This is a genomic window from Calothrix rhizosoleniae SC01 (assembly GCF_900185595.1).
Classification (GTDB): domain Bacteria; phylum Cyanobacteriota; class Cyanobacteriia; order Cyanobacteriales; family Nostocaceae; genus Calothrix_A; species Calothrix_A rhizosoleniae.
Map to the genome: position 1 here is coordinate 1 of NZ_FYBH01000247.1, position 13,564 is coordinate 13,564.

Sequence of the window (13,564 nt, forward strand, 5' to 3'; positions counted from 1 at the left end):
CAGTTATGAGTTTAAAGTCAATCAAAAATATGATCAAGACTTTTGGCCGTTAATTCATACTTTTTCCACCCCCAATAGTTAATTTCATACTTTGACAAGGAAATTCAAGGTCAGTTTATTGTGAAATTTTGATAAAATTAACTTGAGGTTAACCTCAAGTTAATCTGAAGTTACTGTGTGCAGCTTTATATAGTGGCACAATTCCCCTCACCTACTCCTATGAGAGATTAAACTTTATCCATAAAGATACTGAATTTTTCCTCGACCTCAGCTGACTTAAGTTAGAAGAAAACCACAGACTTATGACTTTTAAATTGAAAGTTCCTGATATTGCCTGCCAGGGATGTGCTGACACAATTACTGAATCCCTCCTGGCACTGGAACCTAGCGCCAAAATCCAGGTAGATGTGCCCACTAAAATTGTTACAGTAGAATCTACAGTATCCCTTGAAAATATTAAACAGGCAATCATCAATGCTGGATATCAGATTGAATAGTTTTTTATGGGAAAATATTTCTCAGTATTCGGATATCATTTTTTTCTCATTGTGAATCGCCTTCTATGTAAATTTACTGACAAATAAAATTAGTAACTTGAAAAGATAATTCCAGCAGCCAACTCATTGATGTTGTGATGTGAACGCTATATTTACGTACTAATTTATTGAGCGTATTTTCTAGGTTTTCAAAGCCCAGTCTGTCTATGGCTAATTTTAGGGATTGACCTGAGTTACAGTATGTAAATTTTGTCAGTATTATGAATTGCTTCGGATTATACTGATCAGAAAATTTTCAGGGTGCCATTTCAGGGTGTAAATATACCGAAATTATTACAGAATATTCCCTGTTGCAAAAGGTGAAAATTTTTCCTGGTAATATTGTAATGCGTGGGAACTGATGACATTCCAATCATACTGCCATTACTGGAAATTACAGTCACACTTTTATACTGAGACAAAATATTCAGTATTTCTACTGTTTGAAATGAATAATGTCAGGACAGACATTAGTTATCAGAAATTTAAGGGGTAACTACTGTAATTTAACTAAGTGCTGATAGGTGGTGAAAATGTTTAGAACTCCAATCATAGAACCTATCATTAATTCTTTCAGTATATTTATGGAGGTTTTAATTATAGGTATATAAATACTTAAGGAAGAATAGGTCTTTATTTTGAACATTCATTCCTAATAGAGAGTACCTAAATATTTTATTTAAGTTTATACCCAAAGCAGTTACGATAAGGCACAACATACAACAATGAATATTTCTATTCTGGTCTTTGGAAGTGACCATTTTCTGACTACACTTCCAGATCAGATCCATGATACAAATACTTTTAATTTAGAAGCGATCGCTAATCTTAATCAAGCAGTATCTCAGATTCAAGTGAATCCTCCGGATATAGTCCTTGTACAGGCTAGTTTAGATGGCAGCATGGAACTATGCTGCTGGCTAAAAGACCAAACCAACCTATCTTGGATACATTGTATTTTGTTGGAGGAGCGTCCCGAAATGATTTCTCTAAAAGCCCAAGGGAACTGGGAATGGGAAATAGAAATGAATGCTGCTGCACTCCAACAAGGAGCAGATGCTTATATCTGGCAAATACCAGAAATAACCACTAGCAATACTAATACTAATCATTGCTTATTATTGGCTCAACTAACTGTAGGTATACGCAAAGCACAAAAGTATCGGGATCTGATTCGCACCAATGATTTATTATCAGCCATAGCTTTAGCAGATTCTTTAACAGAACTCAACAATCGTCGTGCTTTGGAATGGGATTTACCCCGACAAATCCACAAGGCTCGTAGCAATAACACTCCATTAAGTTTGATTATTTTAGATGTGGACTACTTTAAGAGTGTTAATGATACCTACGGACATTTGGTAGGCGATCGCCTATTACAATTGATGTGCACCCGTATTCGACATAATCTGCGCTTCCAGGACACTCCTTTCCGTTATGGTGGTGAAGAATTTGTGATTCTTCTGAGCAATACAAGTTGTCACGAAGCACTAGTAGTAGCTAATCGTCTCAATCGCATAGTCTCTGAACAACCATTTGCTATTAATAATAAACTAGCAATAAATATTACCATTAGTTTAGGTATGTCTTGCTTACAGCTTGAAGATGATAAAAACGGTGTTAGTCTGTTGGATCGTGCCGATAAGTACTTACTACAAGCAAAATCTAGTGGACGCAATCGTGTAATCAGTTATGACCGTCACATATGCCATACTCCCCATCTGGAGGTCATGTCTTCTTAAGAGAATCAAACTATTTTGGATTTTGGATTTTGGATTGACCTCATATCTAAAGTCAAAAGTATTAGCCCCCTCCCCACAAACGAAACAAACACATTTTTATTGTTTAGGTAATAGCCTTTATATAAGGGTGTAAAATGTGTTATTTAGTAGTAACTCCATATTTTGGCAGACGGCACTGATCAATAACTTCTATACATTCTGATACGGATAGACGTTGACCCATAGCATTTACTAAGGCTTGATATGCTGACCAATTTTCTTGGATCAAGTTTTGTGCTTGTAGTGCATGGAATCTCTTTTTTTGTGTATATGCTAACTCTGAAAATCCTAAACCTTGCAAAATAGCTGCCAATTTTTGTTGATCATCTAACCCACCTATAGCATCATTAAAAACCAGTTTTTCTGCCACAATACCCGCCATCCAAATAGTGCAGTATCGATCTAGGATGTGATTATTTAAATTACCTTGCTGCAATTGAGAAGTTAATTGATGATCATCAACGGTTACTCCTCCCTGTCCAGATTGATTTTGCTGCATTGCCTCCCAATTATTCAGGGTATAATTGATGATATTAAACTCTAATAAATGAGCCACAAGAAAGTGACCAGCTTCATGGTGAATAATCCTTTCTCTGTGTTTAGGAGAAAAATTAGCTATCCAGTCTAACAGTAGTGTAGTTCCTTGATTTTGCCAGCTAAGAGTATCAACAGTGGCAATAGCTAAAAGAGTAAAAGTAACTAGTGCAGGTATTGTAGGAGACAAATGGATTAATGGACCCAACAGAATGGAAAAGGTCATCAAAAAGATAGATATTGCAATTAAATTGAGGCTATTTTGGCTCATCAGAAAACTATTTATGTACTAAAATAACTTAGGAACTTTCCTAAAGCAAATGCTATATATATAAATAACATGAGAGATGTATCGCAGTTTTTTTTCAGGGTAGGCTACATTGATTGACAAACAAAATTATATGGCAAAATTATGTCGCAAAATATATTCATATATAGTGCAATCACAGTTTACTTGTTGATGATAGTGTGTTTTTTTCGGAAATGGCTATTTTTTTTGCAGTCAGATGAACACAGTAAATTAGAGCAACCAATATTTAATGGGTTTTTTTTAATCCTGGCTAGTATACTCTGGCCTTTAATAGTTCCATTCGCTTATTTAGAATTGTTGAATTTTCATCAAAAACACCAGGAAGTAATTGATATGCTGATAAATATGTCTGATTACCCATTGGCAGATGATTGAGTCATTTAATTTTGGATTTTGGATTTTGGATTTTGGATTTTGGATTTTGGATTGAACCCACTGATAAATCTGGGGGATTGAAATAGCGATGTAGCGTGCAGAAAGGGTTTTTCCCCATGAGCGACTGCATCAAGAAATCAATAATTGCCCCTTATGCTTATGCATGGCGGCACAATTATTGATTATTTGTCAGTTTAGAATCTTCCGTTACCTTGAACAATATGCTTTACAGTAGTTAAACTCTCCAAACTAATTAACCCTCGACGATTTCCTTTTTGATTAGACATACCTAGAAATACAGAATCACCACGGGAAGGATTGCGGGAAAAACGCGGTGAAGCATTGATATATGTGGAAGCACTATTTACACCTAGGGCAAATTGACGACTTTCTTGGTAGGAGTCTGTAACAATGCTATCAGCATGACCGCTACTATATTGATTAATCCAGGCGATCGCATCTTCTAAATTATCTATTAATTTCAAAGCCACCGTATTATTTAAATAGGCGCATCCCCACTCATTATCTTTAACCAATTGCAATTGAGGAAAAGTCTCTACTAATTCCGCATCTCCCCGCAAATAGAACCCTTTATCTTGTAAATAGTTACACAATCTTGCGATGGAAGATGGCGAAGCTCGGCGATGAATCAGTATTTTTTCGATGGCATTTACTGGATCGGGTTCGCTGGCGTGGCTATCGCCAATCATCCAACTAACTGTCTCCACACTACCATTAGGTGACCAGTAAAGGTAACAGTTACCCATAGATGATTTAAGAACAGGGCAAGTGGACTGCCTGACTACCTGTTGAATTAAACTAGAACGTCCGTAGGGAATAATTAAATTGATATATCGATCTTGAGTAACTAAATCACGTACAGAAGCACAATCTTCTGAAGTAATTAACTCTAAACTACCTGGTGGGAGACCAGCTGAGCTTACAGCCATTGATAGAGCATTGCCAATTGCGGCATTGGAATGACTGGCTTCCGTACTGCCTTTGAGAATAATACTGTTACCAGTTTTTATACATAAACCTGCTGCGATCGCTGCCATTTCGGGGAATGCTTCATAAATTAAGGCAATGACACCCAAAGGCATTAACTGTGAATATGTTTGGGAATCTTGCAATTGATAATCAGCACTTCTCACCCGTCGCAGGGGATCTGATAGCTCCCCTAACCTCTGTAAAATTTCTACAGTTGTTTCTAAACGGTTTGGAGTTAGCTTCAGCCAATCTAAAATTAATTCTGGTACAGCCATTTCTCGACTAGCTTCTAGATCCAAAGTATTGGCTTCTAGAATCTCATCAAAAGAATTTTTTAGTGCTTCTGCCATTGCCAACACGGCTTTACTGCGATTGCTTCCCTTAGCAATGCCCAAATTAAAAGCAGCATGGTAAGCACGCTGAGCACTAGTAATTATTTCCGGACGAACGTCAAAAGCATCCACTGTCATCGAGTTAACGCCTGTAAGTAAACCAGACCATAAGTGCTGGCAGAACAGCCAAAAGTAACGCTACCAATGCCCAAGCGATGATGTTGTAGCCATTGGCTAATTGTAGTGCTAATGGTAACCATATAATCACTAGCACGAAAATAATACCAAGAGCCACTGGCATATAGCTTTCTCCTAATCGAGAACGAACTACCTGCCAATTAGAACCATTCCACCGCCAAGCTCGCTTATAAGGATAGGTCGTGGAAAGTTGTTCTAATGCATGACCATGATCTTCAAGCACAAAAATTTGCTGACAGCGATCGCAGCCAAATGCTTCTGTCAGTATGATGGGAATTAATTTACCTCGTCGACGACAGGGACAAGGGTATTCCTTATTCAAGTCTATTTTGTCAGCTTTTTTAGATTGCACAAGCGTTCTGATAATTTCAGATAATTTATTCACAGCTAGCTGCGAGAGCAGAATCCTCGGTCAAATGGTTTGGTTAGAATACAATATTCTCAATAATGCTTTTTGATAACAATTAGTTGCTGGGGGTGATGGTTAACCCTCAACTATTTTGCAGGAGTCCCCAGGCTCAACGAAAGGAAGTGGAGTAGCCTGGGGAGGGATAGGGGGAGGACGGAGGAGCGGAGTCGTCCAATGATTCAGGATGTTACGCATAATCGTGTACTTCTTTTGAGGAGTTGAACTTTTGACGGGCTAAATTGTCCAAGTCTGTGCCAATTGTGGTCATAGACTGAGACGTTCTTGGTTTTGATTGTTTGGGTGTAACCACCAATCCAGCCGATATACGCTTTGCCCCCTTTCTCTGCTTTTACCAAATCGCCAGAACGAAAACCAAATGGTGTCACTGTCCCGCCTTTTCGTTTTCTGTGACCTGGTACATCTTTGACTGGATTCTCAAAGTGGAGTTGACGACGAAACACTCTTGGACGTGCTACAACACGAAATGGCGCAGATGTAACTACGACTTCTCCCACCCAACGATGCCCGCGAGTGTTAGGGGTTTGAAATTTCTCGAACTGCATGAAGTTACTTGCAGCCAGGGCAATTCCATCATGGGCATGGGTTTTAGGAGCTTGTTTCTCCTTATTTTTCTTGTCTTTAGTCAACCCTAACTGTTGTCTTAGTGTTGAAGTCTGCCAGCCTGAGTGTTTATTTGTTGGGGCAATTTTTTCTAGCCATTGCAACATGACTTTCTGCCCAACCATTACCGGGCTAAACCCCTTATCACCTTTAGCTTTAACGTATTCGTAGGTAATTTGAGTCACGGGAAATAGTTTTACCAACTCCTTGGTAATGCGTAACTCTAATTCTTTGTTAGCTCGAATACTAGGTGGTAATTTGTTCTGCTTACGATTATCGAAACGTTTTTGACGGTGCGCTCTTTTATGAAATGCCATTTTGCGATTTATGCGTCTACCTCGCCTAGCGCGTCGTAGAATCAGCCGCCCTGACATCTTTTTCGTAACATTTGGAAATGGCAGAATTAGATGCGCCATAAACAAAGTAAACTTGGCAGATTGCACACCAACACCCGTAAACTTTTTACCAGGGTCTAGTCCTAAAGCAATTGGTTGCTTTTTTTGACCAGATGGTTCTACTAATAGTTGAATACAAAAAACATTCAGGTCGTTGTGTACAATCTTGGCTTTGCCTTCTTTGAGCCAACGTCTAGCACGACTAGCTTTTGTTGGCATGAGTGGCTTGCCGTTTTTGTCTAATACCGGGACACGAATCATAGAGATAATCCTTTCGTGAGCCAACTGCATGGGCGGGTTCCCCGACTTGTGCAGAGTGGCGTGTAAGTAATTAAGTCCCTTAGCCCACCATTACCAAAATGTCCTTTCTGGAGCCAGCGCCTTGGGCGGGTTCCCCGACTTGGGGCGACTGGCGTCAAGCACCTACAACCAGTAGGTTTGGAAATAATCCGAACTAGGGAAACATTCGGAAGTCCGTATTAGGTAATGGCTACTGGGCTAGTCATCTCTTACGTTGCAACCTGGTTCTTGCAAGCCCCTACCTCAGCCCTTAGGCAGGTAGGGGTAGTTGACATATATTTTGGCTCCATTTTAGTCATAAAAGCTTAACTGTACTCAAAAACCTGAATATATCAAACATTTTAGGGAATTTATCTATATGACACTAGGGTGGGGAAAATAGTTGCACTAAGTTGTTGTAGCACTTAATCATTAATTCTATCGATTTTAGGGCGAGAATAAATTACCTATGGAAAATTTGGGGTGAGGCTAGCTCCTCCAGGTGAGACTTGCCTGTTTCAAAATCATGTTTCTTACCCCAGATTTTGTCAATATTCTCAGTATAAATTTTAAGTATATTTTTTTGTTGGCAATTAAACATTAATTTGAACTTGTGATTGATCAAGGGGGTATGAGGTGTAGGAAATATTATTCTATACTCAAAAAAATGCGGATATTCTCGATTGGGTGATCAGCTTTAGCTTTAAGGGGCGATGAACAGCATATAATAATTGGTAGAAATTGGGCGATCGCAGTTGCCATTAATTTAGTCTTAAAATCTAAAACTCACGCCTGATGTGAATTAAAAACGTCTCTTTTCCCATAAGGGTTTTGAGATTTTTCCAAAATCATGGTTTTGGCATTATCAACGTAATTACAATGGTTTCAGCACTTAATTTCCATTAAACGTAACTCATAATTCTTAATTTGCAATAGCCTATGAATCTGGAACAGAAAACTGCAATAGAGGGTATTTACGAAGTATGTATTGGTGTTCCAGATGCAGTTGCAGCAATTCAATATTGGGAGCAATTTGGCTATCGTATTGCTCAAGAAGGGGAACTATCAGCAACGGCAGCACAACAATTATATGGTGTAAACTCTGCCTTACGTTCGGTACGTATGTACCATCAAAATGCCGATCATGGTTTAATTCGACTGATGATTTGGCAAAAACCCACTAATCAAGGATTAGGTATGGGTTCTATGAAAATCAAAGGTAATCGCTGGGGGACAAGTTTAACTGGGGATATTTTGAATATACTCAATCACATTCAGGAAGCGAAAGCTGCTGGCTGGAAAATTAAGAATACCTACCCCCACTGGGAAATTATTTACAACAAACAACAAAAAAGTCGTCCTTTTAGCGATCGCTTGTGTGGGGTCAGAGAAATGTTAATGCTACAACCCCTAGCGCGACAGGTGTTGTTTCAAAGATTTGGTTATACTATCCCCAACTACGGACAAATTCATCCTACTTCTCTCATGCGGACTAGTCAATTTACCCATATGGGGATGGTAGTCCAAGATGACAGCAAAGAAATACTGAAATTTTACGAACAAATTTTAGGCTTATTGCGATCGCGGGATGATGTGGAAACTAGCTACGAATCTTCTCTGGCTGGGAGGGAAATTTTTGACCTCAAACCAGGGGAAAAGTTTTTTGTCACCGCTTTTGACGATCCTCGCTCATCCCAGAGTAACTTTATGGCAGCACGTAGCGGCAGACTATATATTATCCGCTTTCCGGAAGCAATCAACCTAGAATCACAGTTTAGTTTTGCCCAACCTGGGAGTTTAGGAATTTGTTTGTATACTTACCGAGTCAGGGGATTGAATACATATTTTGATAAAATTCTGGCTAGTTCTGTGCAAAAATTTACTGCTATTGCTGTGAATGAATTTGCTGAGATGAGTTTTTCCTTTGTCGCTCCAGATGGTTATTTCTGGACATTATTGGAAGGTTAATTTATGAGCAGATTATGAGCGATCGCCCACTAAAATTATTATTAATTGACCAAGATCCTATTTTCCGCTTGGGACTACAGGTAGCTTTAGAGGAATTTCCTGAGATAGAAGTGGTGAATGCGGTAGAATCTGATACTTTTGCCCTACAAGTTTTAACTGAATTATCTCAAATCGATCCAGAGGGAATAAATCTGGTAATTTTAGAATTAGGTAATGGTCACTCCCTATCGAGTCAGCAGTTGGGTATATTGCTCTGTAAACAGCTAAAAGCTCAATATCCCCATCTCTACCTATTTTTATTTACTGCTATTCAAGAGTCAGGTTTGCTTTTAGCTGCCAAAAATGCTGGTGTCGATGGCTACTGTCCTAAAGGGACTCCCATCCCAGAATTAGTCACAGCTATTGAACAGGTAACAGCAGGGAATGGCTATTGGTGTAGGGAAGAAAATTTATTATCAACTGAAGTATCAGCAGCAGTGGTTTCGGTGGAGGAATTAAACTCTTTTGCTCAGTTACAACGTAATCTGCGACTGTCAGCAATTGACTATATTAATGGTAATTTGGTACAGGTAACCAAAAAGTTGCAAGTTCCCGGACAACCTATAATTGAAAAGGCAATTTTAGCAGGAAGGCAACGGGAATTAATTGCAGCACGGAAACTAATGCAATTTTTCTTGACATCATCCCAAGAAAGAAAACAACGACAGCAAACTCCAGAAATAGATGCACAACAGTTACAATTGCCAACAATTGTTCCTGATAGAGGTGAGATTAATTCATCAGAATTCCCTCAAACATCTACCAATGCACCCTCTTTATTGAGTCCTAGAGCATTACAATCAGAATTATTCGCTTCTGTAGTCAATAAATTGCAATTTAGTTTAGAAAATATCACTGATTCGCCACTAGAAATAGATATTTTACGGGACGATAAAAAACGGGAAATACTTTATCTTATTTTGCAAAAATTAGCTGATGTTCTGGATGAATTGAGAGAGTCGCACATTGAGATGAATCAATTATCATCAGTTTATCAAGTTAGTTTGGTGGACTTATGGCAAGCCGCTATGACTGATTTTTTTGGCAAGTTTTCGCGGATTAATGTAGATAATCAAGAAATAGAAATTGTCAATTTCTTACTACAAGATAGGGAAGTAGTGCAAAGGGAGATTTTAAATAAAATTCCCTTGGTTTTAGAGTTGTTTGCTTATTTAATCTTTCAGAATAAGTTAATAGTTGATAACAGATCATACTCTTCATATAGTAATGAAGCTAAAGAGCGTGGCTGTATGCTACTAGAAAATCTCTTAATTCAAGTAGCAAATAGTATTATTCAACCTTTGTTAAATAATCTAGCAGATATCAATTATATTAAGCAGAATTATTATAATCAAACCTTAGCCTCTACTAGGGAGATTGAAAGAATTAGAAATGATTTATCTTGGAAATATAGACTGAAAAATTATATTAAAGAGCCCCAAGAAATTTTTGAAAGCCGTTATGAAATATTTGTCTTTGCACCTCGCGGTATTGCTAAAACATCAATTTATGCCCATCGGAATGATGAATTAGCCCAACTTACAGGTATTCCTCTAACATTTACTTTGGTGTTAGAATTTCGGGATGCGATCGCTCCTCGGTTACAATCTTTAGTATCTTTCCTAGGTAGCGGTGTGGTGTTTGTTTTGACTAAAGTAGTTGGTCGAGCAATCGGCTTAATTGGACGGGGAATTTTACAAGGTATTGGCAATGCATCCTTACCAGATAAAAATTGGCGACGAGATAAAGAACGAGGTAATTGAAGAAGACAGAAGGCAGTCCCGATGAAAAAATGTCACCACCATTCCCAACTCCCAACTCCCGACTCCCGATTCCCGACTCCCCACTCCCTACTTTCAACACCTACCTACTTATTATTTGCCAATACAAAACTTACTAAATATCCGATCAAGCACAGATTCTGTTACCTCCTCACCAGTAATTTCCCCTAAAGCATGAATCGCACCCCGCAAGTCAATTGTCCAGAAATCTAAGGGTAACTGCTCGTTAATAGTTGCTTGTACCTGTGACAAAGATGTTTTAGCTTTTACCAGCGCAGCTTGTTGCCTTTGGTTAATGGCTAAATCCATATCTGCGGCTTGGGCTTTCCCCTGGCGTACAGTTTGTAAAATTGCTGTTTCTAACCCATCAATACCCTGATTTTGTGCTGCTGCGGTAAAAATTTGGGATTTTATCTGTTTAATTTGAGATTGCAGCATATTTATTTGCATATCGTCTACAAGGTCAATTTTATTGACGACCAGAATTAACGGATGATGGTTGACCTGGGCGTAAATTTCCTCATCTGCCCTTGTCCATCCTTGGGAGGCATCAATGGTAAATAAGACCAAATCAGCAGCATTCGCAGCACGGCGCGATCGCTCCACGCCAATCTTTTCTACCTGGTCTTCTGTTTCCCTAATCCCCGCAGTATCCAGTACTTGAATGGGAATCCCAGCCACAACTAACTGGGATTCCACCACATCCCTGGTAGTTCCAGGTAAATCGGTGACAATGGCTCTGTCACTACGACTCCAAGCATTTAACAAACTAGATTTACCCACATTGGGCTGTCCCACAATTGCCACCTTTAACCCCGTGCGGAGCAGTTCACCTTGATCGGCGGTTGCCAAAAGTTGAGTAATTTCTGTGGCAATTGACTCAATTTGTGATACTATCCTTTTATCATCCAGCGGAGATAAGTCTTCCTCAAAATCAATCCGCGCCTCAACCTCTGCCAAAATATCTAAACAACTAGCACGTAGCTGACGGATGGGATGGGCTAACTTACCTTGCAAACCAGCTAAGGCGAATTGTGCTGCTTGGGGAGACTTCGCCCCTACCAAATCACTAATACTTTCCGCTTGGGTTAAATCCAGTCGTCCATTGAGAAAGGCGCGGAGGGTAAATTCTCCTGGTTGTGCCAGTCTTGCTCCAGACTGCAAACATAGTTGCAAAACCTGCTGGACTGCGATAATTCCCCCGTGGCAATGGAATTCTACCACATCTTCCCTGGTATAAGAGCGGGGTGCTTGCATAATCAGCAACAACGCCTCATCGATTAATTTCTTTGTTTGGGGATGGCGGACATAGCCATAAAGAATGCGGTGAGATGACCACACTTGCTTTCCTGGTGCATGGAAGAGGGTTTTGGCAACTTGCATCGCTTCTGCACCAGATACCCGCACAATACCTACACTACCCTGTTGGGGGACAATTGCAGTTGCGATCGCGGCGATGGTTCCTGTAGTAGCAAAGATTTCTGACATGAAGTTTTGGATTTTGGGCTTTGGGTTGTAATCAGGATTTGACACAGTATCTGTTTAGTCAATCCTGTACAGATTTTGCACTCTCAAGTTAGTAACAATGCAAATGATATTACTATTTAACTAGGCTCACAAAGTATTTTTGCCTAGCAGCCGGTGCTGTCTGCTGTTTTCCCGAAGATATCCCAACAAAGGAGGTTTGCATGGAGGAGAACATCAAAATCAATTGTCAGGAAGCCTGTGTTAACGGTTGCGTTTTGGGAGATAAATGTCCCAATATCAAGTATAGGGAAGCTGCATCCCAGTTTATTCAAGATACTTCCTTGGACAAAATGCTAGAAATGGCGGAAGCTGCTAGACTCAAGAAAATGACTGAACCACCAAAATGGGTGTTTCCAGAAGATAATTAAATTGGTACAAATGTTTTGATATTCTCCTAGGTGAACACTAGGGAGATTCTCAAGGTTATCTACGGCGAGGTGTTAGTCGTCGTAGATGCTTCTCTGCTTAAAGTTGACAGCATAAAACTTATGTACTATTGGGAACAAATTCTGCTAAGCCTTATGTGGTGAAGATTTTGACTGATTGTATCCCTCTTGATTATAAAGCGATTTTCCTTCGAAACCACTTAACAAAACAAGCCATTTTAGCTACCCAAAATAATAAATACCTCAACCAAGTTTAAGTCATTTTTGATACTACATTAAATGACGATATAAAGGGGTAAAACCCTTATTAAATAACAATAAATATGCCAATATGACACGTAAAAAATAAACTAAATTAATTATTTTTAAGTCACATTAATAACTAAGTAGCATTCCCCTCTTCCATTTGTCGCCTCCGCACCTCAATCGAAATGTAACCCTGGATATTTTATATTGGGTACAGTGCGATCGCTCTCTCCATGATCACTACAAATGCGATCGCTTTCTTAAGAGTCTTTGTGGCTAGGGCTTCTTCTTCCAAGTTATTGCGATCGTGCTTTAGTTTTTCTGTGATCGCACACCTAACAAATTGCAAATAGTTATCTTTTTTCTTTAGCTAAAATAGTATGAGGGGTGTCAACCCTCTACCCTCGAACCAACTCTTTAATTACAATTATGTTCCACAAAAGAACACACTATAAGCGCCAGCTTTTGCACCGTATTCCCTGGCGCTTTTTATTTTAACAAAACTCCTAGGGACTGAAAAATAGAGAAGTAATAAGTAATAACTGTGCGTTCGCTTATTTTGTAGGAGTGAAATTTAATTACTGTCCGTTCGCTCATTTTTGAACCGAAAATTTAATTAAGCCTTACAAAGCTTATGATCTAGGATATGCCGTCAATTCAGGCATTTTTGGCTCTTACAAGGTTTTAGCCATTTTTATGATTTAGACCTCCCTACGTCTTAAATAGGCGCTTCTGGAGGCTTTTTATTAAAGTTTCAAATATTACTTCTAAATAACCGCTTACTTAGGAATCGCCTTTTTCCTTTTAAATTAAGGCTTTAATTCAACTTAGAGTTTCAAAATAAGCGAACGCCGAGT

Annotated in this window: 11 protein-coding genes; 5 read left to right on the top strand and 6 right to left on the bottom strand. The window is 39.0% G+C overall.

Annotation, left to right across the window (positions count from 1 at the left end; genetic code table 11):
- Window positions 1–302 precede the first annotated feature (302 nt).
- Together CALSC_RS14630 and CALSC_RS14635 are read left to right on the top strand one after the other, a co-directional pair.
- Window positions 303–497, top strand: a complete 195-nt coding sequence (locus tag CALSC_RS14630; RefSeq protein ID WP_088242060.1) for a heavy-metal-associated domain-containing protein — start codon at window positions 303–305, stop codon at window positions 495–497.
- Between the two features lie 764 nt (window positions 498–1,261).
- Window positions 1,262–2,278 carry a GGDEF domain-containing protein gene (locus CALSC_RS14635; RefSeq protein ID WP_088242061.1) on the top strand — a complete coding sequence of 339 codons (1,017 nt, stop codon included), beginning with the start codon at window positions 1,262–1,264 and terminating at the stop codon, window positions 2,276–2,278.
- A 139-nt stretch (window positions 2,279–2,417) separates the two neighbouring features.
- Here CALSC_RS14635 and CALSC_RS14640 read toward each other — a convergent pair whose 3' ends face one another.
- The 4 genes from CALSC_RS14640 to CALSC_RS14660 form a co-directional block, all read right to left on the bottom strand.
- Window positions 2,418–3,122, bottom strand: coding sequence for an ATP-dependent Zn protease (locus tag CALSC_RS14640; RefSeq protein WP_088242062.1), 705 nt, complete (start codon window positions 3,120–3,122; stop codon window positions 2,418–2,420).
- A gap of 608 nt (window positions 3,123–3,730) precedes the next feature.
- Window positions 3,731–4,996, bottom strand: coding sequence for a glutamate-5-semialdehyde dehydrogenase (locus CALSC_RS14650; RefSeq protein WP_088242064.1), 1,266 nt, complete (start codon window positions 4,994–4,996; stop codon window positions 3,731–3,733).
- Between the two features lie 4 nt (window positions 4,997–5,000).
- A complete protein-coding gene (locus tag CALSC_RS14655; RefSeq protein WP_088242065.1) occupies window positions 5,001–5,408 on the bottom strand; it encodes a hypothetical protein in 408 nt (135 codons plus the stop codon).
- Between the two features lie 236 nt (window positions 5,409–5,644).
- Window positions 5,645–6,772 carry an RRXRR domain-containing protein gene (locus CALSC_RS14660; protein ID WP_235006796.1) on the bottom strand — a complete coding sequence of 376 codons (1,128 nt, stop codon included), beginning with the start codon at window positions 6,770–6,772 and terminating at the stop codon, window positions 5,645–5,647.
- A gap of 927 nt (window positions 6,773–7,699) precedes the next feature.
- Here CALSC_RS14660 and CALSC_RS14665 point away from each other — a divergent pair.
- Window positions 7,700–8,728, top strand: coding sequence for a bleomycin resistance protein (locus CALSC_RS14665; protein ID WP_088242066.1), 1,029 nt, complete (start codon window positions 7,700–7,702; stop codon window positions 8,726–8,728).
- 14 nt (window positions 8,729–8,742) lie between these two features.
- The gene (locus CALSC_RS14670) at window positions 8,743–10,530 is read left to right on the top strand and encodes a DUF3685 domain-containing protein (RefSeq protein ID WP_088242067.1); all 1,788 of its coding nucleotides are present in this window, start codon (window positions 8,743–8,745) and stop codon (window positions 10,528–10,530) included.
- Between the two features lie 111 nt (window positions 10,531–10,641).
- On the opposite strand, the gene mnmE is transcribed toward CALSC_RS14670, so the two are convergent.
- Entirely contained in the window at window positions 10,642–12,036 is a 1,395-nt protein-coding gene (gene mnmE / locus CALSC_RS14675; protein ID WP_088242070.1) for a tRNA uridine-5-carboxymethylaminomethyl(34) synthesis GTPase MnmE, read from the bottom strand.
- 200 nt (window positions 12,037–12,236) lie between these two features.
- Here mnmE and CALSC_RS14680 point away from each other — a divergent pair, with 200 nt between their 5' ends.
- Complete coding sequence (locus CALSC_RS14680) at window positions 12,237–12,443, top strand: hypothetical protein (protein ID WP_088242068.1); 207 nt, start codon at window positions 12,237–12,239, stop codon at window positions 12,441–12,443.
- A gap of 466 nt (window positions 12,444–12,909) precedes the next feature.
- Here CALSC_RS14680 and CALSC_RS26510 read toward each other — a convergent pair whose 3' ends face one another.
- A complete protein-coding gene (locus CALSC_RS26510) occupies window positions 12,910–13,056 on the bottom strand; it encodes a hypothetical protein (protein WP_159460629.1) in 147 nt (48 codons plus the stop codon).
- Window positions 13,057–13,564 lie beyond the last annotated feature (508 nt).

Bases quoted from the DNA above. Each gene is read 5' to 3' on its own strand.
- CALSC_RS14680 (WP_088242068.1), top strand. From the start codon at position 12,237: ATGGAGGAGAACATCAAAATCAATTGTCAGGAAGCCTGTGTTAACGGT.
- mnmE (WP_088242070.1), bottom strand. From the start codon at position 12,036: ATGTCAGAAATCTTTGCTACTACAGGAACCATCGCCGCGATCGCAACT.
- CALSC_RS14630 (WP_088242060.1), top strand. From the start codon at position 303: ATGACTTTTAAATTGAAAGTTCCTGATATTGCCTGCCAGGGATGTGCT.
- CALSC_RS14640 (WP_088242062.1), bottom strand. From the start codon at position 3,122: ATGAGCCAAAATAGCCTCAATTTAATTGCAATATCTATCTTTTTGATG.
- CALSC_RS14650 (WP_088242064.1), bottom strand. From the start codon at position 4,996: ATGACAGTGGATGCTTTTGACGTTCGTCCGGAAATAATTACTAGTGCT.
- CALSC_RS14670 (WP_088242067.1), top strand. From the start codon at position 8,743: ATGAGCGATCGCCCACTAAAATTATTATTAATTGACCAAGATCCTATT.
- CALSC_RS14665 (WP_088242066.1), top strand. From the start codon at position 7,700: ATGAATCTGGAACAGAAAACTGCAATAGAGGGTATTTACGAAGTATGT.
- CALSC_RS14660 (WP_235006796.1), bottom strand. From the start codon at position 6,772: ATGCAGTTGGCTCACGAAAGGATTATCTCTATGATTCGTGTCCCGGTA.
- CALSC_RS14635 (WP_088242061.1), top strand. From the start codon at position 1,262: ATGAATATTTCTATTCTGGTCTTTGGAAGTGACCATTTTCTGACTACA.